Annotated in this window: 22 protein-coding genes, 2 tRNA genes and 1 riboswitch; of the genes, 22 read left to right on the forward strand and 2 right to left on the reverse strand. The window is 27.7% G+C overall.

What is annotated here, in order from left to right; translation table 11 throughout:
- The first annotated feature begins 4 nt into the window (after positions 1-4).
- The 4 genes from NWE74_RS01685 (at position 5) to NWE74_RS01700 (ending at position 4,343) form a co-directional block, all read left to right on the forward strand.
- Positions 5-2,065 (forward strand): cellulose biosynthesis cyclic di-GMP-binding regulatory protein BcsB, encoded by a 2,061-nt coding sequence (locus NWE74_RS01685; RefSeq protein WP_258241508.1) that lies wholly within the window; start codon positions 5-7, stop codon positions 2,063-2,065.
- 19 nt (positions 2,066-2,084) lie between these two features.
- Positions 2,085-3,125: a glycoside hydrolase family 113 gene (locus tag NWE74_RS01690; RefSeq protein WP_258241509.1), complete on the forward strand. Its 1,041-nt coding sequence runs from the start codon at positions 2,085-2,087 to the stop codon at positions 3,123-3,125.
- A gap of 225 nt (positions 3,126-3,350) precedes the next feature.
- The gene (locus NWE74_RS01695; protein WP_258241511.1) at positions 3,351-3,713 is read left to right on the forward strand and encodes a hypothetical protein; all 363 of its coding nucleotides are present in this window, start codon (positions 3,351-3,353) and stop codon (positions 3,711-3,713) included.
- Positions 3,714-3,734: 21 nt separating this feature from the next.
- Positions 3,735-4,343, forward strand: a complete 609-nt coding sequence (locus tag NWE74_RS01700) for an SAM-dependent methyltransferase (RefSeq protein ID WP_258241512.1) — start codon at positions 3,735-3,737, stop codon at positions 4,341-4,343.
- 85 nt (positions 4,344-4,428) lie between these two features.
- On the opposite strand, the gene NWE74_RS01705 is transcribed toward NWE74_RS01700, so the two are convergent.
- Complete coding sequence (locus NWE74_RS01705) at positions 4,429-5,358, reverse strand: SpoIVB peptidase S55 domain-containing protein (protein WP_258241513.1); 930 nt, start codon at positions 5,356-5,358, stop codon at positions 4,429-4,431.
- 364 nt (positions 5,359-5,722) lie between these two features.
- Between NWE74_RS01705 and NWE74_RS01710 the strand changes: the two genes are divergently transcribed.
- The 10 genes from NWE74_RS01710 (at position 5,723) to NWE74_RS01755 (ending at position 15,481) form a co-directional block, all read left to right on the forward strand.
- Entirely contained in the window at positions 5,723-6,640 is a 918-nt protein-coding gene (locus NWE74_RS01710) for a hypothetical protein (protein ID WP_258241514.1), read from the forward strand.
- A 56-nt stretch (positions 6,641-6,696) separates the two neighbouring features.
- Positions 6,697-6,813: riboswitch (FMN riboswitch) on the forward strand.
- 223 nt (positions 6,814-7,036) lie between these two features.
- Entirely contained in the window at positions 7,037-8,131 is a 1,095-nt protein-coding gene (gene ribD / locus NWE74_RS01715; protein ID WP_258241515.1) for a bifunctional diaminohydroxyphosphoribosylaminopyrimidine deaminase/5-amino-6-(5-phosphoribosylamino)uracil reductase RibD, read from the forward strand.
- A gap of 1 nt (position 8,132) precedes the next feature.
- The gene (gene ribE, locus NWE74_RS01720; RefSeq protein ID WP_258241516.1) at positions 8,133-8,780 is read left to right on the forward strand and encodes a riboflavin synthase; all 648 of its coding nucleotides are present in this window, start codon (positions 8,133-8,135) and stop codon (positions 8,778-8,780) included.
- A 42-nt stretch (positions 8,781-8,822) separates the two neighbouring features.
- Positions 8,823-10,022, forward strand: a complete 1,200-nt coding sequence (locus tag NWE74_RS01725; protein WP_258241517.1) for a bifunctional 3,4-dihydroxy-2-butanone-4-phosphate synthase/GTP cyclohydrolase II — start codon at positions 8,823-8,825, stop codon at positions 10,020-10,022.
- Between the two features lie 28 nt (positions 10,023-10,050).
- On the forward strand, positions 10,051-10,512 hold the full coding sequence (gene ribE / locus NWE74_RS01730; protein ID WP_258241518.1) for a 6,7-dimethyl-8-ribityllumazine synthase: 462 nt from the start codon (positions 10,051-10,053) through the stop codon (positions 10,510-10,512).
- Positions 10,513-10,603: 91 nt separating this feature from the next.
- Positions 10,604-12,133 carry an alanine/glycine:cation symporter family protein gene (locus NWE74_RS01735; protein ID WP_258241519.1) on the forward strand — a complete coding sequence of 510 codons (1,530 nt, stop codon included), beginning with the start codon at positions 10,604-10,606 and terminating at the stop codon, positions 12,131-12,133.
- Positions 12,134-12,431: 298 nt separating this feature from the next.
- Positions 12,432-13,961 (forward strand): alanine/glycine:cation symporter family protein, encoded by a 1,530-nt coding sequence (locus NWE74_RS01740; RefSeq protein ID WP_258241520.1) that lies wholly within the window; start codon positions 12,432-12,434, stop codon positions 13,959-13,961.
- A gap of 321 nt (positions 13,962-14,282) precedes the next feature.
- Positions 14,283-14,371 (forward strand) — tRNA-Ser (locus NWE74_RS01745).
- Between the two features lie 6 nt (positions 14,372-14,377).
- Positions 14,378-14,453: transfer RNA gene (locus tag NWE74_RS01750), tRNA-Phe, on the forward strand.
- Between the two features lie 167 nt (positions 14,454-14,620).
- Positions 14,621-15,481: a DUF4438 domain-containing protein gene (locus tag NWE74_RS01755; protein ID WP_258241521.1), complete on the forward strand. Its 861-nt coding sequence runs from the start codon at positions 14,621-14,623 to the stop codon at positions 15,479-15,481.
- Positions 15,482-15,538: 57 nt separating this feature from the next.
- Here the strand turns inward: NWE74_RS01755 and NWE74_RS01760 are convergent, their stop codons facing one another.
- The gene (locus NWE74_RS01760; RefSeq protein ID WP_258241522.1) at positions 15,539-16,762 is read right to left on the reverse strand and encodes a DEAD/DEAH box helicase; all 1,224 of its coding nucleotides are present in this window, start codon (positions 16,760-16,762) and stop codon (positions 15,539-15,541) included.
- A 309-nt stretch (positions 16,763-17,071) separates the two neighbouring features.
- Between NWE74_RS01760 and NWE74_RS01765 the strand changes: the two genes are divergently transcribed.
- The 8 genes from NWE74_RS01765 to rnfB all read left to right on the forward strand — a co-directional run bounded on the left by NWE74_RS01765 (position 17,072) and on the right by rnfB (position 24,069).
- The gene (locus NWE74_RS01765; protein WP_258241523.1) at positions 17,072-18,016 is read left to right on the forward strand and encodes an L-lactate dehydrogenase; all 945 of its coding nucleotides are present in this window, start codon (positions 17,072-17,074) and stop codon (positions 18,014-18,016) included.
- Between the two features lie 588 nt (positions 18,017-18,604).
- Positions 18,605-19,021, forward strand: a complete 417-nt coding sequence (locus NWE74_RS01770) for a SoxR reducing system RseC family protein (protein WP_258241524.1) — start codon at positions 18,605-18,607, stop codon at positions 19,019-19,021.
- A gap of 77 nt (positions 19,022-19,098) precedes the next feature.
- The gene (gene rsxC / locus NWE74_RS01775; protein WP_258241525.1) at positions 19,099-20,436 is read left to right on the forward strand and encodes an electron transport complex subunit RsxC; all 1,338 of its coding nucleotides are present in this window, start codon (positions 19,099-19,101) and stop codon (positions 20,434-20,436) included.
- A 12-nt stretch (positions 20,437-20,448) separates the two neighbouring features.
- Positions 20,449-21,417 carry an RnfABCDGE type electron transport complex subunit D gene (locus NWE74_RS01780; RefSeq protein WP_258241526.1) on the forward strand — a complete coding sequence of 323 codons (969 nt, stop codon included), beginning with the start codon at positions 20,449-20,451 and terminating at the stop codon, positions 21,415-21,417.
- Positions 21,418-21,978 carry an RnfABCDGE type electron transport complex subunit G gene (locus NWE74_RS01785; RefSeq protein WP_258241527.1) on the forward strand — a complete coding sequence of 187 codons (561 nt, stop codon included), beginning with the start codon at positions 21,418-21,420 and terminating at the stop codon, positions 21,976-21,978.
- Between the two features lies 1 nt (position 21,979).
- On the forward strand, positions 21,980-22,618 hold the full coding sequence (locus NWE74_RS01790) for an electron transport complex subunit E (protein WP_258241528.1): 639 nt from the start codon (positions 21,980-21,982) through the stop codon (positions 22,616-22,618).
- 30 nt (positions 22,619-22,648) lie between these two features.
- Positions 22,649-23,224, forward strand: coding sequence for an electron transport complex protein RnfA (locus NWE74_RS01795; RefSeq protein ID WP_258241529.1), 576 nt, complete (start codon positions 22,649-22,651; stop codon positions 23,222-23,224).
- Between the two features lie 26 nt (positions 23,225-23,250).
- On the forward strand, positions 23,251-24,069 hold the full coding sequence (gene rnfB / locus NWE74_RS01800; protein WP_258241530.1) for an RnfABCDGE type electron transport complex subunit B: 819 nt from the start codon (positions 23,251-23,253) through the stop codon (positions 24,067-24,069).
- Positions 24,070-24,074: the final 5 nt, after the last annotated feature.

Genomic DNA, 24,074 nt, shown 5'->3' on the forward strand with positions numbered 1-24,074 from the left:
TAATATGAGATTAATAACTATAATACTATCAATACTAATAACGATTACGAGTAGTATGACTTCTTTTGCAGATGAAAAAAACGTTAAAAATTATAGTTTTGAAAATGATATAAAAATGAGTGGAGTTATAAGTACGACAGGAAAGTTTTTTAACATATCAAAGAACTGGAATGTTGAAAATGCAAAACTAAATTTAGTATTTACTAAAAGTGAATTGTTAGATATAGATTATTCAACAATAACAGTACTTATAAATGATACACCTATTCATTCTCAAAGACTAGATGGTAAAAAGGAATATAAAAAAGAAACAGCTATTGAAATTCCTAAAGATTTAATTAAAGAAGGATTTAATGAAATAAAAATTAAAGCTTATAAAACAATATCTGATATGGTATGTAGAGATGATTCAAACACAGCTAATTGGTTAGTTATACATAAAGAGTCAAATATCAGTGTTGATTATAATTACAAAGAGGCTTCAAATCAAATAAGTGAATATAATAACTTATATATGAATTTAGATAATGGATCAAGGTTAAATACTACAATATTAATACCAGATAGTTACTCATCATCAGAACTTACATCAGGTATGATTTTAAGTTCTGATATTGGTAAAAACTTAAAAAATGAATCATTTAAATTTGATTTTAATTTATACTCAGATTTTAAAAATAAAAATGACAATATAATTTATATAGGAAAAGAAAATAATACTTCAAAAGAAATATTAAATCTATTAACAGAAGATGAAAAAAATAAGTTAAATGAAAATTGTATTATAAAACAGGCCAATTCAATATTTAATAAAGAGAAGAAAATGATAATTATAATATCTAATAAAGATGGATTACTAGAAAATGCAAGTAGGTTGATTAGCAGTGATGAATTAATTAAAAATTTAAATACTGAAAGTATGATAATTAATGAGAATACAGATGTAGATGATTTAAATAAAAAACTAAGTTCTAATAGAGTTTATTTAAAAGATTTAGGGTATGACAATATAATTGAAAAAGGACCTTTTTCTCAAGAAACAATAATAGATATAAAGATACCAAAAAACAAGATAGTAACAGATGGTTCAAAAGTTAAATTTAATATCAGATATGCACAAAATTTAGACTTTGAAAGAAGCTTAGCAACTGTTTATATAAATGAAATTCCAATAGGAAGTAAGAAATTATCTAAAGAAAAAAGTAACAATGACACTATCGAGTTAAAGCTTCCAAAGGAAATTTTCAACTATAATTATTATCAAATTAAGGTTGTGTTCAACTTAGAACTATTAGATTTAGCATGTGTAACAAGAGAAACAGATAATCCTTGGGCATATATATCAAATGATTCTTTTATAGATTTTTTATATGCAGATAATAAAAATTTAAACTTTAAAAATTATCCAAATCCTTTTGTAAATAATGATAAGTTTGATGACTTAAAAGTTATAATACCAGATAGCTCAAGTTCAGAGGATTTAACAAATATATCAAATATAATAAGCTATATAGGTAGAGATGTTAATATTAATAGTGGAGACTTCACAGTTTTAAAGAGTAGTGAAATAAAAAATGAAGATAAAAAAAGCAATTTAATTATAATTGGAACACCTAAAAATAATCAACTAATAAAAGACATAAATAAAAATTTAAATCTTAAATTTAAAAGTGATTACAGTGGATTTGAATCAGATGATAATATAAAATTTGTAGGTAAATATGCATCAGAGATTGCATCAATACAATTAATAGAATCGCCATATGAAAGGGCTAAGGCTACTATGGTTGTATCTTCAACAAATCCCAAAGATTTAAGCCTAGTTAGAGTTTACTTAAGTGACCTAAGACTTACAAAAGAACTTAAAGGGGATACAGTTATTATAGATAGAAATGGATATATAAAAGATTTAAGCTATAAAGAAAGTAGTCCAAACACTAAAGAAAGTATAAATACACATAAAACTTTAAGTAGCGAAGCAAAAATATTTATATTAGTAGCAATATTTTTATTTATAACATTAATAACATCTATAGCATTTTTAGTATTAAAATACAGAAAATAAATTGAAGAAAGGAGTACTAATGAATAAAAAAATAATAATTATAATAATAGTACTGCTTTTAGGGATATTTACTATAAGTAAGTTAAATTTAAATGAAAAACATTCTCAGGAGAAGATAAAATCTGTTAATTTATCGACAGACTATGAAATTAAACAAGTTTTAATTGATATAAAAAAATTAAATGTAAATACAGTTAATGTTCCAGTGGTGATAAATATACCAAGTTTAACCTCGAATGATATTATAATAGATGAATATAGTAAAGAGAAAGCTATAAAATTAATAAAAAAGCTTGAAGATAAAAAAATAAAAATAGTATTAGAGCCTTATCCTTGGATAAACAATGGAAGTGATTATGAAACAGAATATAATCCTTTAGATAAAGATAAATTTTTTTTAGATTGGAAAAATATTTTAAATTGTTTAATAGAAGATGTAGCCAATCCCTATAAAATAGATATTATGGTAGTATCTTCAAATATGAGTAAACTAGAAGTTTATGAAGACGAGTGGTGTGAAATAATAGATTTTGTTAAATCAAAATTTAATGGATTAGTTACCTATAAAACAGCATGGTGGTATACTGCTAAATGGGATAAAGAAAGTATAAATAGATACAATAATAAACTAAATAATAAACTATTTTCCAAGGTGGATTTTATATCTATTGGAGCATACTTTGAATTAAGCGAGAAAAGTGAAAATACTGTTGATGAATTGGTAAATTGTTTAAAATCGACTAGAATTTATAATCGACAACAAAATATAGTAAAAGAAATTCATAATTTTTATGAAAAATATCAAAAACCTATATTTTTAGGCGAGTTAGGATTTCCAAGACGAAGCTATGCAGCAACTCATCCTTGGGACAGTTTAGTGTCAGATATAGTAAACAATAAAGAGCAAACAAGGTGCTTTGAAGCTTATAAAATAGTATTTGAAGATGAAGATTTTATAAATGGATTTTCGGTGTTTGCTGTTGGACAAAAAGGTAAAGATAAAAACTTTTATCCATCAAAGGAAAGCATAAAAGTTATTTCAAAATGGTATGAAAAATAGTATTAGATCTCCTATAGCATTATCTAATGTTATAGGAGATTTTAATTATAAAATATAAATATGGTTTTATCTAGTTAAATAAAAATATTGAAAAAATATATATATTATATAAAATTAAATCTGTTAAAATAGTAATATCTAAATAAAGATTAAATAAATTTAGTGTATAAATAAACAGTATAAGGAAAAAAATAGTATTAATGAAAAATTACGGAGGGGTCTACCATGAATTCAAAAAAATTAATACTAATAAGTTCTATATTGTTTGGAATTTTATTTATTATATGTGTAAATGCTAATATATCTTATAATAATAAAGAAAAAAATAATGATAATGTTGAAGCTTTGATGATTAATAATGATGATAAAACTATAACTGAGAAGCAAGCAATAAAAAATGTGAAAGAATATTTAAATAAAACGGGTGGATATATTCCGCCTATAATAGATGTAGATAGCATTGATGGTAATTATTATTTAGTACACGCATATGAAATTATAGAAAATGAAGGTGAAAGTCATACGGCTACTACAGGATGGTTTCATGTTAATATAAATAATGGAGATGTTACCGACATAATAAATTAGCAATAAAAGGAAGGAATAAACATGCAAGAAGTGTCATATGAGAAATTATTAAATATAAAAACAACTGGAGAAGAGTTGTGGAGTGATAAAATAAATCATTATCATCCATATCAAGCAACTTTATATAAAGCTCTAGAAGATTTATTTAAAGAATATAGTTTAAGTACAAATGATTATGTAGTTGATTTTGGATGTGGAAAAGGTAGACTTAATTTTTATATAAATTACCATTTTAATTCAACTGTAATAGGAATAGAAATGGATGATAAATATTATAAAGAGTGTCTACTAAATAAAGAAAGCTATTTGAAGATACATAAAAAAAGTAGCAATAAAATAAATTTTGAATGCTGTTTTGCGCAAGATTATGAAATAAAACCGTTGGAAAATAAGTTTTACTTTTTTAATCCATTTTCAGTTCAGATATTTAGAAAAATTATTGATAATATTATAATCTCAGCTTATGAATATAATAAATTTGTAGACTTGATTTTATACTATCCATCAGATGATTACATATATTACTTAGAAAATGAAACTCCATTTATATTACATAAAGAAATACCAATAAGTAATTTATACGGTAAAGATAGTCAAGAGATGTTTTTAATTTATAAATTTGAATACTAATATTTGTAATTATTTATATAACTTAAAAATAAAAAGGAAGAAATTTCATATTTCTTCCTTTTTGATGTAAGCTAGTTTTGAGTAACTAATTTAAAACAATGCCAAGCATCCTATCTATATTTGTAATATGTCCCTCTTTAGGATTTGATATTTTAGTTGAGCGAACTCCACCAATTATTTTATTATCTTGTATAACTGGAGAGCCACTCATTCCTTTAACGATCCCACCTCTAAATTTTATTAATGAGTCATCAACTATTTTGATTCTAGATAATTCATTCTCAACTTTTGTTATTTCAATTTCATGAAGATTGAGTTCACTAGTAATAGGATCAGTACATAATATATATGCTTTTCCTAGTTTAGGCTTAGATATAGGAAGAGCTTGTTTAGAATTATATTTAAAATTATTATAATGTCCTTTAACTCCAAAGTTGTTAACTGAAGTTATTTCTCCTAGAAAATTTCCAATCCGACTTATTACCAAGAATCCAACATCATCCTTTGATGATTTTTTTTGTTGAACAAAATTTGTTTCAAAAATTTTTATTTTATCAAAATCTACATTGTATTTTACACAACTTAATTCGTGAGAAAGTCCTACGAAATTTCCATCTTTATCAATAGCAGTAATAGTTCCAACACCACCAGATGTACAAGATAATTGGTAAAGTCTTAATTCATCAGAAGTCATAGTTATTGATTTATCTTTGCCCTTTCTAAGTATATGAACTGTGACTTTTTCTTTTTCTAGTTTCATTATGTTTTGCATGTCATCTAAAGTAGTTGCTTTTCCCTTAGACTTGCAATCTATTGATATTATAACGTCTTTGCAGTTTAAACTTTTTGCTTGTTCACTCAAGAGACTTTCTACTGCAGGATATTTTAAATCAGAATATATATATACAACTTTACCTACAGGTATTAATTTTATATCATCAGTATTACAAAATGATATAGAAGTAGATAGAGCTATAAAAGTTAATATAAAAATTAAGTTTTTAATAAGTTTCATGCTGTCAGCTCCTTTGATGATTTAAATAAACTATAATAACAAAAATTGTAAATAAATCATAAAAATTTGTGTTAAAGTTATTTTATGAAATAAATAAAATATAAATACCTGGAAGTATATTTTATTAAGAACAAAATAATTAAAAGAATAATAATTAAAAAATATATATCAAGGAATAAAATTGTTTTAATTATAATATCTTTTATAAAAGATAAAAATATTGAATATTTAATTATGATTAAAGTTTAACTAAATTAAATATAAAAATCTAAAACTTTTAATATATTTAATAACAAAGAGAAAACCCCTGCCTTTAAAAAGGAGGGGAATTTTTATATAAAAGCAATTTAAAAGGAGTGATTTTATGGCAAAAATGATATCTGAATCATTTGTTTATGACCTAAAGGAAGGATGTTTATGCAAAATATTAAAATATGTGAAAGCAGACTCTACATTACAATTTGAAATTAGAAAAAATTATATAAATATATACTATAGAGGTGGAAGTTTAATAAAAATAAAAGAAGTTAGTGAAAATTTATACAATGCTTATTTTGATAAAAATTATATAACTTCAAATGATAGCGAGGGTGTAATTATACAATGCATAGAAGATATAGATAATTTAGAAAAAACAAGAAAACTTATACAATTTATACCAAAAATTAAACAACAAATGGATTTTTGGATGAAACTAAAAAAACCAGATGGAGGAGAACGCGAGTACAAACATATAGTTGCAAAGGAAAATAACTCAGGTAATGTAGGCAAATATAGTGATTATTTTATATGCGATATAGAGTATACAGTCCATTTAAATAAAGAGGAAAATTACAAGTTTGATATGATTGGTGTAAAATGGCCAGCAAATAGCAAATCTAGAGAAAATAATAATAACTTGAGCCTATGTATAATTGGTATGAAACATAATGAATATGAGGATTTTAATATAACTAATTATAGCAGTAAGATTTATGAATTTATCACTTGTGAAGAAAAGTTAAGTAGCTTAAAAGGAGAGATAAAAGAAATATATAACATTAAATCTCAACTTGGTCTTATTTATCCATATAATAATGTAAATATAGATTTTGGAAGCAATATTGAAATACTTTTTATATTTGCAAATCAAAATCCAAGACATAGCAAACTAAATACAGATATAGAAAATTTAAAAAAAACTACAGTATATAAAAATCTTTGTAACATAGCAGATATAAAGATTGCAAAAGGTTCTTTCATGGGATATGGACTATATGATGAAAATTTAACAAAAATATAAAATAAAAAATGTTGACAAATTAATATAAACTCGAATACAATTAAATTGAAAAATGAATAAATCTTCAGGGCAGGGTGAAATTCCCTACCGGCGGTAAAGCCCGCGAGCCTTAATTGGCATGATTCGGTGAAACTCCGAAGCCGACAGTAAAGTCTGGATGGAAGAAGATAGTTATATAAATCTAATTTAGTTAGTTTTGATTAGTGTACACAGCTCTGAAATATAAAATATTTCAGAGCTTTTTTAATTATAGGATATAAACTAAGCTTTAAATATAAACTATAATTAAATTATGTAAACTGACATTGATGATCTATATAAAATTATAAAAAGCCCTGAGTATAAACTTAGGGCTTTTTATAATTTATGAAATATTTGTTTAAGAGGTGAGATTAAATGAATGAGAAATATATGCGAGCTGCGATAGACTTAGCTAAAAAAGGCAAAGGGCGTGTAAGTCCGAACCCTCTAGTTGGAGCTGTTATTGTAAAAAATTCAAAAATAATTGGTCAAGGATATCATGAAGAGTATGGGCAAAATCACGCAGAAATAAATGCAATAAAAAGTACAAAAGAAGACTTAAAAGGATCAACTATGTATATTACTTTAGAACCGTGTTGTCACTATGGCAATACTCCACCTTGTGTAGATGAAATAATTAAAAGTAAGATTTCTAAAGTAGTTATAGGTCATTTAGATCCAAATCCAATAGTTTCAGGAAATGGAGTAAAAAAGCTTATACATAATAATATTGAAGTTGTAATTGATGTATTAAGAGATGAATGTATGAAAATGAACGAAGTATTTTTAAAATATATATTAAATAAAGAACCTTTTGTAATAATGAAAAACGCTATGTCATTAGATGGAAAAATAGCCACATACGCAGGTGAGTCAAAATGGATATCATCACAAAAATCAAGAGAAAAGGTACATGAATTAAGAAGTGAAGTAAGTGCTATTATGGTTGGAGTAGATACTATTATAAATGATGATCCAAGTCTTACATGTAGATTAATTAAAGGTAAAAATCCAATAAGGATTATAGTAGACTCAAGTCTGAGAATACCAATAAATAGCATTGTGTTAAAGGACAATTGTTCTAAAACTATAATAGCTACAACAAATAATTCAAATAAAGAAAAAGTAGAAAAGTTGAAATCAGAAGGAATAGATGTATTAGTAATAGATAAAAAAGATAATAGGGTTGATTTAAAAAAATTAATGAAAGCTTTAGGTAGATTACATATTGATAGTGTTTTACTAGAAGGAGGTTCGACGTTAAATTTTTCAGCACTAAAAGAAGGGATAGTAGATAAAGTTCAGATATATATTGCTCCGATGATTTTAGGAGGTAAATTAGCAAAAACCCCTGTGGGAGGAGAAGGAGTTAAATATTTAAGTGATGCGTACAATTTAACAAGTATAACTTTAAAAGTGATAGATAGAGATATTCTTGTTGAAGGATATATACATGGAAAGGAGGCTTAATTTGTTTACAGGGATAATTGAAGAAATAGGAATTGTAAAAGATATAAAAAAATCTGTCAAATCCTCAAAAATAACAATAGAAGCTAACAAAATATTAGAGAAGATAAACTTGGGAGACAGTATATCAACAAACGGAGTTTGTCTTACTGCAAGTAGTATCAATGAAAATTATTTTGAAGCTGATATAATGGCAGAAACTTTAAGAAGAAGTAATCTAGGTAAGCTTAAAATAGGAAGCAAGGTTAACTTGGAAAGAGCATTATGTTTAGAATGCAGATTAGGTGGACACATAGTAAGTGGTCATATAGATGGAATAGGAGAAATAATTTCATTTATAAAAGAAGACAATGCTATATGGGTTAGTATAAAAACCAGTAAAGACTTATTAAAGTATATTGTAGAAAAAGGATCAATTGCAATTGATGGAATAAGTTTGACTGTAGCATATGTAGATGATTATAAATTTAAGGTATCTGTAATACCTCATACAAAAAGTGAAACAACATTATTAAAAAAAAATGTAAAAGATACAGTAAATATAGAATGCGATATGATTGGAAAGTATGTAGAGAAGCTATTAGGTTTAAGTAAAAAAAACATAAAAAGTAATTTAAATGAAGATTTTCTTAAGGAGAATGGATTCATTTAATATTAAAATAATATGTTAATAAAATAGGAGAGGAAGTTAGTTATGTTTGAATTTAATACTATAGAGCAAGCAATAGAAGATATAAAAGAAGGTAAAATCATTATTGTAATAGATGATCCTAGTAGAGAAAATGAAGGGGATTTGTTGATGGCGGCTGAAAAGGTTACACCAGAAGCTATTAATTTTATGGCGACATATGCAAGAGGGCTTATATGTACACCAATAAATGATGAAAGATTGCAGGAATTAGATATTAAACAAATGGTAAATGACAATACAGATAATCATGAAACAGCATTTACAGTGTCAGTTGATTATACCAGCACCCATACAGGTATCTCAGCATATGAAAGAGCTTTAACTATTAAAAAGCTTTTAGATAACAAAAGTAGTAAAAAAGATTTTAAAAAACCAGGACATGTATTTCCATTAAGAGCTAAAACAAATGGAGTATTAGAAAGAGCTGGTCATACTGAAGCAGCAGTAGATTTAGCTAAGTTAGCGGGACTGAAGCCAGCAGGCGTAATATGTGAAATAATGAATGAAGATGGAACTATGGCTAGAACACCTAAACTTATAGAATTTGCTAAAAAGCATGATTTAAAGATAGTAACTATATCAGATTTAATAGAATATAGAACAAAAAAAGAAAAACTTATTGAAAGAGTGGTTGAAACCAAAATGCCGACTAAATACGGAGAATTTAAAATTTATGGTTTTGTAAATAAGTTAAATGGAGAACATCATGTAGCTTTAGTAAAAGGAGAAATAAATAAAGAAGATATTATATTAACAAGAGTTCACTCAGAGTGTCTAACTGGTGATGCTTTAGGGTCTAAAAGATGTGATTGTGGGGAACAGTATGATTTAGCAATGAAGCAAATAGCAAAAGAAGGGTGCGGAATTTTATTATATTTAAGACAAGAAGGAAGAGGCATAGGATTAATAAATAAGCTTAAAGCATATGCACTCCAAGATAAAGGATTGGATACAGTACAAGCCAATATTGAGTTAGGATTTAAAGATGATATGAGATCTTATGATATAGGAGCTCAAATACTTAAAGATTTAGGAGCAACAAAGTTAAAGATAATGACAAATAATCCAAGAAAGATTAATGGATTAAGTGAGTATGGAATAAAAATTGTAGATAGAGTTCCGATTCAGATGGAAACTAATAAATATAGTGAATTTTATCTAAAAACAAAACAAGAAAAAATGTCTCATATGTTTACATATTAAATTAATTATATAAATGGAGGAATTAGTTATGAAAATAATAGAAGGAAATTTAGTAGCAAAAGATTTAAAAATAGGTATTGTAGCAGCTAGATTTAATGAGTTTATAGTATCTAAGTTAATAGAAGGAGCGCGAGATGGGCTAAAAAGACATGGAGTAGAAGATGATTATATTGAGCTTATATGGGTTCCAGGGGCTTTTGAAATTCCATTAGTAGCTAAAAAAATGGTTGCAAGTGAAAAATATGATGCAGTTATATGCCTAGGAGCAGTTATTAAAGGTTCAACTTCTCATTATGATTATGTATGTGCAGAAGTATCAAAAGGAATAGCAAGTGTATCATTAGAGTATAAAAAGCCAGTTATATTTGGCGTTTTAACAACAGATAATATTGAGCAAGCAATAGAAAGAGCAGGATCTAAAGCAGGAAATAAAGGATATGATGCAGCTGTGTCTGCTATAGAAATGGCTAATTTGATATCAAAATTTTAAATAGCATAAACTTCACTTGTAATCATATACTTATATAAAAATATATAAAATTTTTTGTACTTTTTATATTGATTACAAGGGGGGATATATTTTGGAGCAGGTATTAAGCAGTGTAAATAATTTTTTTGAATTTATAGTGCCGATATCAGATTTTATGTGGAATTTTCCAACAAATTTTGAGTGGTACGCCAAGATACCTATTCTTGGAAATTTTGCATTTTCTATACTATTATTAGTAGGGACTGGAATATATTTTAGTTTTAGAACTAAATTTGTTCAAGTGAGACGATTTAAGACAGGGATTAAAACTATTTTAAAAAAGAAAATAGGTGATACTGGAGTGAGCCCATTTGCTGCATTTTTATTAAGTTCAGCAATGAGAATAGGACCAGGGAATATAATAGGTGTTACATATGCAGTTTCAGTTGGAGGCCCAGGAGCAATATTTTGGATGTGGGTATCAGCATTTTTTGGGATGTCGATAGCATTTTCAGAAGCTGTACTAGCTCAGTTGTTTAAAGAAAAGAAAAATAAAGAGTTTGTAGGAGGTCTTCCTTTTTACGGGAGGAAAATATTTGGAAATAGATATTGGGTAGGGGGATTATTATCAACTATATTTATAATTTATGCATTATTCAATTTACCAGGACAAACCTTTAATTTATACACTTCCTTAGGAGCTGTTGCAGAAAATTTAACAGGCCAGACTTATGATAGACAATCTGTTTTATATTATATTATAGGAGTAATTATAATAATTTCGGTAGCACTTACTGTGTTTGGAGGTATAAGAGGAGTTACTAGAGTGACGGATAAGTTAGTTCCAGTAATGGCAATTATATATGCAACTATAGTAATAATTATAATCGGTATAAATTTCAAGTTAATACCTTACTTCTTTGTATCAGTATTTAAAGGAGCATTTACACCAGAAGCTATATTTGGTGGAGGGTTTGGTATGTGCTTAGCACAAGGAGTTAAGAGAGGATTAATGTCAAATGAAGCAGGTCAAGGTACAATAACTATGGCTGCTTCAATATCTGAAAATGAGCATCCATGTGAACAAGGATTTATACAAGCAATAGGAGTATTCTTAGACACTATGATAATTTGTACAATGACAGGATTTTTAATTGTTATGGCTAGCGTTTGGAATGGAGATGCTGGAGTTGTGTGGGAAGTTATAAAAGAATCCAAAATAACAGTTTATAATGCATCAGTAGCTCACTTAGTTCCTGGAGTAGGTTTAGATAATATAGTAAATGCTATTTTATCATTATGTTATGCTATGTTTGCATTTACAACATTAATAGGTCTTGTATTATTTGCAGAAATATCAGCAAACTGTATTACTAGGGATAATAAATTTATAATGGTAATAAGAGGACTTGGTGCAGTTTTATTTGTTCCATTTGGAGTCTTATCTGTTTTAGCAGGCTTAGAGTTAGGTAATGTATGGTATATATCGGATATGGTAAACATAATGGTTGTATACTCAAACGTACCTATATTAATAGTAGGAAGAAATATAATTTTAAAAACATTAAAACACTATGAAGATACAGGTGGTAAAAGATTTGTATCAAAGGATATTGGTATAGAAACGGAATATTGGAAATAATGATTAATCATAAAAAAATCCCAAGTTCAAAAGAACTTGGGATTTTTTTATATTTACAAATTATTATATTTAAGTTAATCACTTTATATATAAAGTTTTAACAATAATTTAATAATAGCCAGAATAAATAATAAAAAGGCCTTATACTAAAGCTAGAAATAAAAAAGATGATGTAGCTACATCTGTTATGCAAATATATAATGTAATATCAAAATCTTAGCTAGAAACTATTTATAAATATGGATTTATATAAAAGTTTAATAAACTATTTATATATTAATTATGAAGGAGTGATATTTTGGAGCAGGTATTAAACAGTGTAAATAAATTTTTTGAATTTATAGTCCCAATATCAGATTTTATGTGGAATTTTCCAACAAATTTTAAATGGTATGCAGATATACCTATTTTGGGCAATTTCGCATTTTCTATACTATTATTAGTAGGCACAGGAATATATTTTAGTTTTAAAACTCGATTTGTTCAGGTGAGAAAATTTAAAACTGGATTAAAAACTATTATAAAAAAGAAAACCGGTGATATTGGAGTAAGTCCATTTGCAGCATTTTTATTAAGTTCTGCAATGAGGATAGGTCCAGGTAATATAATAGGAGTTACATATGCAGTTTCAGTGGGAGGCCCAGGAGCAATATTTTGGATGTGGGTATCAGCATTCTTTGGAATGTCTGTAGCATTTTCAGAAGCTGTTCTAGCTCAACTATTTAAAGAAAAGAAAGATAAAGAATTTGTAGGTGGACTTCCGTTTTATGGAAGAAAGATGTTTGGAAATAAATATTGGGTGGGAGTACTGCTGTCTACTATATTTATAATTTATGCATTATTTAATTTACCAGGACAAACATTTAATTTATACACTTCATTAGGTGCAGTAGCAGAGCATTTAACGGGTCAAACTTATGATAGACAATCAGTTTTATATTATGCAATAGGAATAATTATAATAATTTCAGTAGCTCTTACTGTATTTGGAGGTATAAGAGGAGTTACTAGAGTAACTGATAAATTAGTTCCAGTAATGGCAATTGTTTATGTATCTATAGTTATTGTTATAGTGTGTATAAATTTCAAATTAATACCATACTTTTTTGTATCAGTATTTAAAGGAGCATTTACACCAGAAGCTATATTTGGTGGAGGATTTGGTATGTGTTTAGCACAAGGTGTTAAGAGAGGCCTAATGTCAAATGAAGCAGGTCAAGGTACAATAACTATGGCTGCTGCTATATCTGAAAATGATCATCCATGTGAGCAAGGATTTATACAGGCAATAGGAGTATTTTTAGATACTATGATAATTTGTACAATGACAGGATTTTTAATTGTCATGGCGAGTGTTTGGAATGGAGATGCTGGAGTGGTGTGGGAAGTTATAAAGGAATCTAAAATAACAGTTTATAATGCATCAGTAGCTCACTTAGTTCCTGGAGTAGGTTTAGATAATATAGTAAATGCTATTTTATCATTATGTTATGCTATGTTTGCATTTACAACATTAATAGGTCTTGTATTATTTGCAGAAATATCAGCAAACTGTATTACTAGGGATAATAAATTTATAATGATAATAAGAGGCCTTGGTGCAGTTTTATTTGTTCCATTTGGAGTCTTATCTGTTTTAGCAGGCTTAGAGTTAGGTAATGTATGGTATATATCAGATATGGTAAACATAATGGTTGTATACTCAAACGTACCTATATTAATAGTAGGAAGAAATATAATTTTAAAAACATTAAAACACTATGAAGATACAGGTGGTAAAAAATTTGTATCAAAGGATATTGGTATAGAGACAGAATACTGGAAATAGTGATTTATTTTACAATTGAAGATTATACAATTAAGTTGTATAAATAAAAAAATGATTTATATAGCTTAGTTGTATTTTTTACGTATAAGGAAATTATGATTACATTATAACTATGGATAAGTAGTTCAAATATTGATATATCAACAAACTTATAGTACGTAAAAAATGAGATTTTAAGCAACGGACGAAGTCGTTGGCGCCATGAGCGAAGCGAATTTTTTATTATATATGAAAATATTAAATTAAAAAGTAAAAAAATGTAAAAATGTATTGCATATTTAAAAATGATATGATATATTAAAAAGCGTAGTAAAAATAAACGGAGAGGTGTCCGAGTGGTTTAAGGAGCTGGTCTTGAAAACCAGTGATGCTTAACGGCACCGTGGGTTCGAATCCCACCCTCTCCGCCATATTTTGCCCAGATAGCTCAGTCGGTAGAGCAGGGGACTGAAAATCCCCGTGTCGGTGGTTCGATTCCGCCTCTGGGCACCAGTTAAGTACCTATTTATGTAGGTACTTTTTTTATGCATTAAATTGTAATTCTTAAAATATGATATTTTAGAAAAAATATAGAATTAATTGATTATAGATATAAACTATAATACAATGAATTTTAAGGAAGATATTGTATTATAGTTTAAAGTTAAAGGAGTATAGTTATGTTAAAAACAAATAAAGATAAGGTTGTAAAATGGTCTGTTCAAGGAAAAATACATCATCCAGTAGGGGGAAATTATAGAATAAGTAATGATGGAAAACCTATGATATTACCAGCAACAGGTGGAATATCATATAACGTTTCAATTGGAGATAGCGTATTTAACTGGGCAGGAGATCATGTAGAACCAGGGGTATCTATAAGAAATGAAAATAATTCTGAAAATGCAGCTTTAATGACATTTTCATGTATAGGAAATGAAGCTAAAATAGTTTCAGGAGATGCTAAAGGCAAAAAGGGATATGTTACAGGTATGCATGGAGGAATAGACCATGTACTAATACATTTTGAAAAAGATATCATAGAAGAGTTAGCTATAGACGATAAAATAATGATAAAAGCATATGGTCAAGGCTTAAGTTTACCAGAATTTGAAAATGTTCATGTAATGAATATAGATCCTGATTTATTTGAAAATCTAAATATAAAAGAAGAAGATTCAAAATTAAAAGTACATGTAGTTGCAAAAGTTCCTCCGTATTTAATGGGATCAGGTATTGGATCAAAAAGTGCGGCAACAGATGGTGATTATGATATAATGACTGCTGATATGGAAGAAATAAAGAGATTAGGTCTTGATAAACTTAAATTTGGAGACATAGTATTACTACAAGATTGCGATAATACTTATGGTGTTGGATTTTTAAAAGGATCTGTAAGCATAGGTGTTGTAGTTCATAGTGATTGTGTAAAATCAGGTCATGGACCAGGTGTAACAGTTATAATGACAAGCAAAGAAAGTGTGATAGAAGGAGTAATTGATGAAAGTGCAAATATAGGAAATTACATGAAAATGAATTAAAATAAAAGGGATACTTAGAATAAAGTAAGTATCCTTTTTTATATGTATAGGCTAAATTTATTTTTTTATTATATTTTTATTATTAGACTTTAAGTTCTTGTTTTTAAAGTCAGTTTTTTTCTTAGCTTTATTTTGGTGATTCGTAGAATCTACTAATTTACCCTCTTTTAGTTCTTTAGGTTTTATATTTATATTAAATTCTTTTTTATAAGTTCTTATAGTAGATAGATTTTGATTAGTAACAATAGATATAGCATCTCCTTTTCTGTTACCTCTAGCAGTTCTACCACATCTGTGTACATATTCATTTTTACTCATAGGGAAATCAAGGTTAAATACATGAGTTATATCTACTATATCTAATCCTCTTGCAGATAAGTCTGAAGAAACTAATATTTTTGCTTTACCTATCTTAAATGCATTTAAAGCATTTTTTCTATCTTCCTTAGTCATTCTACCAAATATACCAACAGCCTTGTAGTTATGATAATTTAACTTATCAGTTACAACTTCTATACTATCTTCATCATTAACAAATATAATAGCTCTTTTTGGATTAGTAGCTGATATAGATTTTCTAAGTAAAGTGAATTTCTCTCTTCGATCTCCGTATAAGTACATATGGTTTATATTAGGATTTATAGTCGATTCATCTTTAGTTTTTAATACTTCTGGTTCTTTCATTATAGATTCGCATATTTCAACAGTAGAATCATTTAAACTAGCTGAAAATCCTAAAATTTGTCTATCTCTTAAAGTTGTTTTTATTATGCTTTTAACTACGTTTATATTGTTTCCGCTAAGCAGACTATCAACTTCATCTAAAACTATTGTTTTTATATTATGAGCTTTTAATTTTTTTTGAGAGATTAAATCTAAAACTCTACCACAAGTCCCTACAACTATATGAGGTTTTATAGATTTTATATTTTTTATTTGCTTTTGTATATTTACTTCACCTATTAATGAAAATGCAGTAACATCCATATTAGAATTTGTAGATAATAGTTTTACTTGCTCAACAATTTGCATTACAAGTTCATGAGTGGGTGCAAGTACTAAGACTTGAGTTTCCCTTTTAGTAGTATCTATTTTATCAAACATCGGTAATAAATAAGTTAAAGTTTTACCGCTTCCTGTTTGAGCTTTTACTAATAAATCTTTATTGTCAGAAATTTTGTTTATAGCTAAAGCTTGAACTTCAGTTGGGCTTGTTATATTTTGTTTAGATAATCCGTTGATTAAATTATTACTTAAATTTAATTCTTTAAAAGTTGTCATTTTTTGCTCCTTCTATGTAAATATAAATTGTTTACTAATTTTTAGTGTGACTTTTCTATTATACACTTATTATTCAAATTTTAACAGAAAACAATACAAATTTGAATGGTAAATTTGTATATTAGAATTTAAATATACAAATATTTTTTGAAAAATTAGTACTGAAACATTAATTATACTAAAAATATTAATATATATAATGTAAAAATAAAAATAAAGGGAAAAATTTTCTTTTTATTTTAGTTTATAGATTTCAAATTTGGGGAAATTATTATATAATAGGGAAATGTGAAATTAGGAGGGAAGTTAATGAAAAAAAATAAAGTAGTAATCGTAGGAACTGGTATGGTGGGAATGAGTTATGCATACTCAATGCTAAACCAAGGTACTTGTGAGGAATTAGTCTTAATAGATTTAGATAAAAAAAGAGCAGAGGGTGAAGCTATAGACTTAAATCATGGATTAAGTTTTGCACCTAGAAAGATGAAAATATACGCAGGGGATTATAGTGATTGTAAGGATGCATATCTTATATGTATAACAGCCGGAGCAATTCAAAATGAAGGTGAAACCAGATTAGATTTATTACATAAGAATACTAAAATAATGAGGTCCATAATAAATGAAATAAAAAAATCTGGATTTAATGGAATATTATTAATAGCAACTAATCCTGTTGATATAATGACTTATGTGGCTTGGAAGCTATCAGGATATGATAAATCAAAAGTAATTGGATCAGGAACCACTTTAGACTCTGCTAGACTTAGATATGCATTAAGTGAGAGGTTAGATGTAAACCCCAAAGATATAAACGCTTATGTAATGGGGGAACATGGTGATTCTCAATTTGTAGCATGGAGTTATGCATTTTCTGGAGTACAACCTATATACCAAATAGCATCTAGAAAAGATAGTAAAATAAATTTCAGTGATTTAGAAGAAATTGAAGATGAAGTTAGAAATATAGCATACAAAATAATTGAATGTAAAAAATCAACTTATTATGGTATAGGAATGGCATTAACAAGAATTACAAAAGCAATTCTTGACAATGAGAATAGTGTATTAACCGTATCTTCATATTTAAATGGTGAATACAATCAAGATGATGTTTATATAGCGGTACCGAGCATAGTTAATAAAGATGGTGTTAGAGAGGTTATACATTTAGCTCTTGAGAATACAGAAAAAGAAAAATTAGATAATTCTATAGAAATAATGAAAGAAAATATAAGTAAACTTGAAATATAAAATAATCCTACATAAGTAGGATTATTTTTTTATGCTAATGATTATAAGTTGAAATTTTAAAAATATAATATGAAATATTATAATATCAAAAAAATTTTACGCTTAATTATTTTTATTAATTAATTAAAAATTATAAGAAATTTTAACTTAATTATATATATTAACTATGAATAAAAAGACAAATTTTGTTAAAATGATAATTATCTAGAGTGCAAATATAAAATTAAATACATAGTTAATTTAAGGATAAATAAATCATGTATTAAAAATTTAGATATAGAAGTAAAAAGCTTTGCTACTGATTATAAATAGTAAAGTTTTTTGTTTTTCATAATTTATATATAAAAAGTCATTATAAATACTCAACTAAAAATACAAAATAACAACAAAAAATGATAAATAATATTGTTTCAAAATTAACGAAAAATGTAAAGTCTATAAAATAAAAAGAAGTTTTGTTAGAAGAATTTTACAAAAAATTAACTTTAATATAACCAAAATTAAGCTTAGAAGTCATATCATTTAGTAAAGTAAAGAGAAATTTAAAAAAGCATTAATAAAATTACAGTTGTTGAAGAGGAGATTTTTATGAAAAATCAAGAAATCGGCTATGTTATTGAAATAGAAAATAATACAGCTAAAGTTAAAGTAGGTAGACATAGCGATTGTAAAAATTGTGGAGGGTGCCCAGGAAATAATTCTTTAATTTTAAATGTCCAAAATCCTCTAGGTGCAAAAGTAGGGCAAAAGGTGATTTTTGAGTCTAAAAAAAATAAAATGTTAAGCTCAGTATATGTTGTTTATATACAACCAATAGTATTAACTTTTATAGGTATTATATTAGGATATTTTATAGCTACTTATATACACAAATCAATACAAACATATGAGATTATTTTAGGAAGCATATTTTTTATACTTTCCCTAATATATATAAGATTTATAGAGTTAAAAGCAAAGAAAGATAAAGATAACATTCCTACAATAACTAAAATACTTTCTTAATAAGTCATTTCAATTATTCAATTTTAAGCATACATTAAGTAAAAAAAGAACAAAATCAAATAAAAAGAGGTGTTAAAATGTTTAAATCATTTATAGGGGGAGTTCATCCTAAAGATAACAAAGCTATGTCTGAAGGATGTATTATTGAAAGAGCTCCAATTCCTAATAAAGTTGTTATTCCTTTAAGACAGCATATAGGCTCAATGGCAAGTCCGGTAGTTCATATAGGAGATATAGTAAAAAAAGGGCAATTAATAGCAGCAAATGAAGGCTACATATCCAGTAATATACATGCATCTATTTGCGGAACTGTTGTTGATATATGTGAGTATAACCATGGTACTTTTGGAAAATGTTTATCAATAATAATAGAAAGTAATAATGAAGATGATTGGGTTGAAGGAATACCTCTTAATAGAAATGTAGATGAATTGACTCACAAAGAAATGGCTCAAATATTACAATCTCTAGGTGTAGTAGGTATGGGAGGAGCTACATTTCCAACACATGTAAAATTATCGCTAGATGAATTTAAAGCAGTAGATACATTTATATTAAATGGAGCAGAATGTGAGCCTTATTTAACAGCAGATTATAGAATGATGGTTGAGTGGGCAGATAAAGTAGCTCAAGGTATAAAAGTTACTATGAAAATGTTAAAAGTAAATAAGGGATATGTAGGAATAGAGAATAATAAGCCATTGGCAATTGAAAAAATGAAAGAAGCTATAAAAAATATTAGTATATATGAAAATTTAGATATAGAAGTAGTTGCATTACCAACTAAATATCCTCAAGGTGCAGAAAAAATGTTAATAAAAGTTTTAACAGAAAGAGAAGTACCATCAGGAGGGCTTCCAACGGATGTAAAAGTTGTTGTTCAAAATGTAGGAACCGTAGTTGCAATTTATGAGGCTCTTGTAAATGGAATACCTTTAATAGAAAGAGTAACAACTATTAGTGGGAAAGCTATAAATAATCCTAAAAATATGCTACTTAGAATAGGAACAACATTTGAAGATGCAATAAGTTATTGCGGAGGGCTAAAATCTGAAGCTAAAAAAATAATTATGGGTGGGCCTATGATGGGATTTGCTCAATATACTTTAGATATTCCTGTAGTAAAAGGCACATCTGGAATATTAGCACTAATAGATAAAGAGGTAAATCAAGGAATAGAATTTCCTTGTATAAGATGTGGTAAGTGTGTTCAGGCTTGCCCTATGGGACTTATTCCAAGTACATTTGCAACATTAGCAGAAAAAAATGCTTATTTAGAGGCAAAACAAGATTATAATCTTTTAGACTGTGTTGAGTGTGGCAGCTGTGCGTATGTATGTCCGTCTAAAAGAAAGATAGTCCAATCTATAAGATATAACAAGCTTCAATGTTCACAATCATCTAATAAAAAGTAAGGGGGAAAGTTTATGAATACTGTCTCATCATCTCCACATATAAGCAGTAATGAAAGTGTCCCTAAAATAATGTGGAATGTAAATTTAGCATTAGCGCCAGCAACTATATTTGGTGTTGTTTATTTCAAAACATCTGCATTTATAGTAATTTTAGTAAGTATCATTTGTGCAGTTTTATCTGAATATTTAGTACAAAAAATCAGAAAACAACCAATAACAATTTATGACGGAAGTGCATTTTTGACTGGATTATTATTAGCTCTATGTATGCCGCCTAATATACCTGCATACATGATAGGCATAGGATCTGCAATAGCAATTATAATAGCGAAACATTCTATGGGAGGACTTGGTCAAAATATATTTAATCCTGCTCATATAGGAAGGGCAGCTATAATGGTTTCTTGGCCAGTAGCTATGACTACATGGACATCTTTAACAACAAAAGTAGATGTAGTTACAACAGCAACACCTCTTAATATTTTAAAAATGCAAGGATATGATAATTTAATCCAGACTTTTGGGAGTCAAATAAACTTATATCAATCATTATTTTTAGGAACTAGAAATGGATGCATTGGTGAAACTTCAACAATTCTTATATTATTAGGAGGAGCATACTTAATTTATAAAAGATACATCAACTGGCAAATTCCTGTAGTTATGATAGGAACAGTAGGAATATTAACTTGGACATTTGGGCCTAAAGGACTTTTTACAGGAGACCCTTTATTTCATATGATGGCTGGAGGACTAGTAATAGGTGCATTTTTTATGGCGACTGATATGGTAACAATACCAATAACCAAAAAAGGACAATTAGTATTTGCTTTTGGAGCAGGTGTAATTACTACGATTATAAGGCTTCAGGGTGGATATCCAGAGGGCGTATGTTATTCCATATTATTAATGAATGCTCTGACACCTCTAATAGATAGATTTACAAAGCCTACAAAATTTGGATCAAAGGAGGCTGTGTAAATGTCTGATAAACATGAAAAATCATATAGTGTATTTGCAATAGCCCTTAATTTAACACTGGCATGTTTTATATCAGGAGTTATAATTGCAATAGTCTATTTTATTACAAATCCAGTAGCGCAAAAAAATAATGAAATTGTTAAAGAACAATCAATGAAGGAACTAGTAAAAGAAGCTAGTAATTTTAAGACAATTAAAAATAAAACAGAATGGTATGAAGCTGAAAAAAATAATAAAGCAATAGGGTATATAGTTCAAACTGAGAGTAATGGTTATGGGGGACCTATAAAAATGTTAGTTGCAGTTGATGAAAACTGCAAAGTAATAGACTATACTGTATTATCTAACAATGAGACTCCTGGATTAGGAAGCAAAACATTAGAATCAAAGTTTAAAAATCAATTTAATGGGAAAACGATTAATCATTTGGTGGTGGTAAAAGACATCTCAGATAAAGATGATATTCAAGCTATTACAGGGGCAACAATTTCATCAAGAGCTGTGACTAATGGAGTAAAGGAAGCTGTACAAGAAGTTAAGCAATATATAGGAGGTAAGTAATATGACAGGAAAGGAATTGTGGAAGGTTTTTTCAAAAGGTATATATGACGAAAATCCTGTATTTAGATTAGCTCTTAGTTTGTGTCCTGCATTAGCAGTAACATCAAGTGCTATAAATGCGCTAACAATGGGGCTTTGTGTAATGTTTGTAATAACAGCTAATAATACAGTGGTTTCTATAACAAGGAAAGTAGTAAATCCAAAGGTACGTGTACCTGTTTATATAACATCAATAGCTACAATAGTTACAGTAGTTCAATTAGTACTTCAAGCGTATTTTCCTCTTTTATATAAGGACTTAGGGATATATCTATCATTAATAGTTGTGTTTGCAATAATACTTGCTAGAGCAGAAGTTTTTGCATCTAAAAACAAAGTTTTACTATCATTTTTGGATGGATTAGGTATGGGGTGTGGATTTACTGTAGCAATGGTATTTATAGGGATAATAAGAGAATTATTAGGGAATGGAACTATATTTGGGGTTACTATGCTAGGATCATGGTATAATCCAGCGCTAATAATGATATTGCCACCAGGAGCATTCATACTGATAGGATATATTATTGGAGCAATGAATTTACATGACTCTAAAAAAGTAAAAAAGAAAAGTAAAGAAAATAAAGTAATATCTTCATAAGTTAATCATAAATAGATGGAGGTGTAATGTATGAAAGAATACTTGATACTGTTTATATCAACAGTATTAGTTAATAACTTTGTATTAACTAGATTCTTAGGATTGTGTATATTCTTTGGAGTATCAAAAAATTTAAGTGCATCTGTTGGAATGGGAATGGCCGTCACTTCAGTAATGACACTGAGCTCAATACTTGCATGGGTAGTTCTTCATTTTGTATTGATTCCTCTAAATTTAGTATTTTTAAAAACAGTAGTTTTTGTACTTTTAATTGCAAGTTTTGTTCAATTATTAGAGTTAACAATTAAAAAGTTTGCTCCTACATTATATGGTATGTGGGGGATATATTTACTATTAATAGCAACTAACTGTGTTGTATTAGGTGTTCCTTTAATAAATGCAGATAATAATTATCCATTTATGATGAGTGTAGTTGAAGCGTTAGGTTCTGGAATTGGTTTTGCATTAGCTATAACATTGATGGCTAGTTTAAGAGAAAAATTAGTATATGCTAATGTACCTAAACCATTACAGGGGATGGGAATTGCTTTTATATTAGCAGGAATGTTAGCATTATCTTTTTTAGGATTTTCAGGAATGATATAAAGATGTTTTAAAAAGGAGTGAAATATATGGAGACTGCTATATTAATAGTAGTATTATTAACATCGGTGGGTATATTCTTTGGACTTATACTAGCTATAGCAAATAAAAAATTTGAAGTAGAAACCAATCCTTTAATACACATAGTAGAAGATGTCCTTCCTAAAGGACAGTGTGGGGCTTGTGGATATGCTGGATGCTTGGCATATGCAGAAGCTGTAGTATTAGATGAAGATGTACCTCCTAATCTATGCATACCAGGAAAAGAGTTGGTTGCAAATATGGTAGCAGAGTTAACAGGCAAAAAAGCAGAAGAAATTGAACCTAGATATGCTTGTTTAAAATGTAATGGATGTAGGGGGAATACTACTGTAAAGTATAATTATGAAGGGATACAAGATTGTATTTGTGCAAATAGTTTGCTAGGAGGAGCTAAAGAATGCTCATTTGGATGTTTAGGGTTAGGTACATGTGTAAAAAATTGTCCATTTGATGCTATAGAAATGGGTGAAAATAATTTACCAATTATAAATAAGGATTTATGCACTGGATGTGGAAAATGTGAAAGTATATGTCCAAAACATGTTATAAAAATGGTTGCACAAGACACTATAGTTGTAGTTAGTTGCAATAGTTTAGACAAAGGATCTATAGCCAAAAAAGCTTGTAGTGTATCTTGTTTGGGTTGTGGTATATGTGCTAAAAATTGTGAGCATAATGCTATAAAAATAGAGAATAATTTAGCTATAGTAGATGAGTCAGTCTGCATAGATAAATGCAAGAATCCAAAATGTTTGATTAAATGTCCAACGGGGGCATTAAATTATTATGATGAAGAAATGAAATAAACAGA

It is taken from the genome of Romboutsia lituseburensis, assembly GCF_024723825.1.
Lineage (GTDB): Bacteria > Bacillota > Clostridia > Peptostreptococcales > Peptostreptococcaceae > Romboutsia_F > Romboutsia_F lituseburensis_A.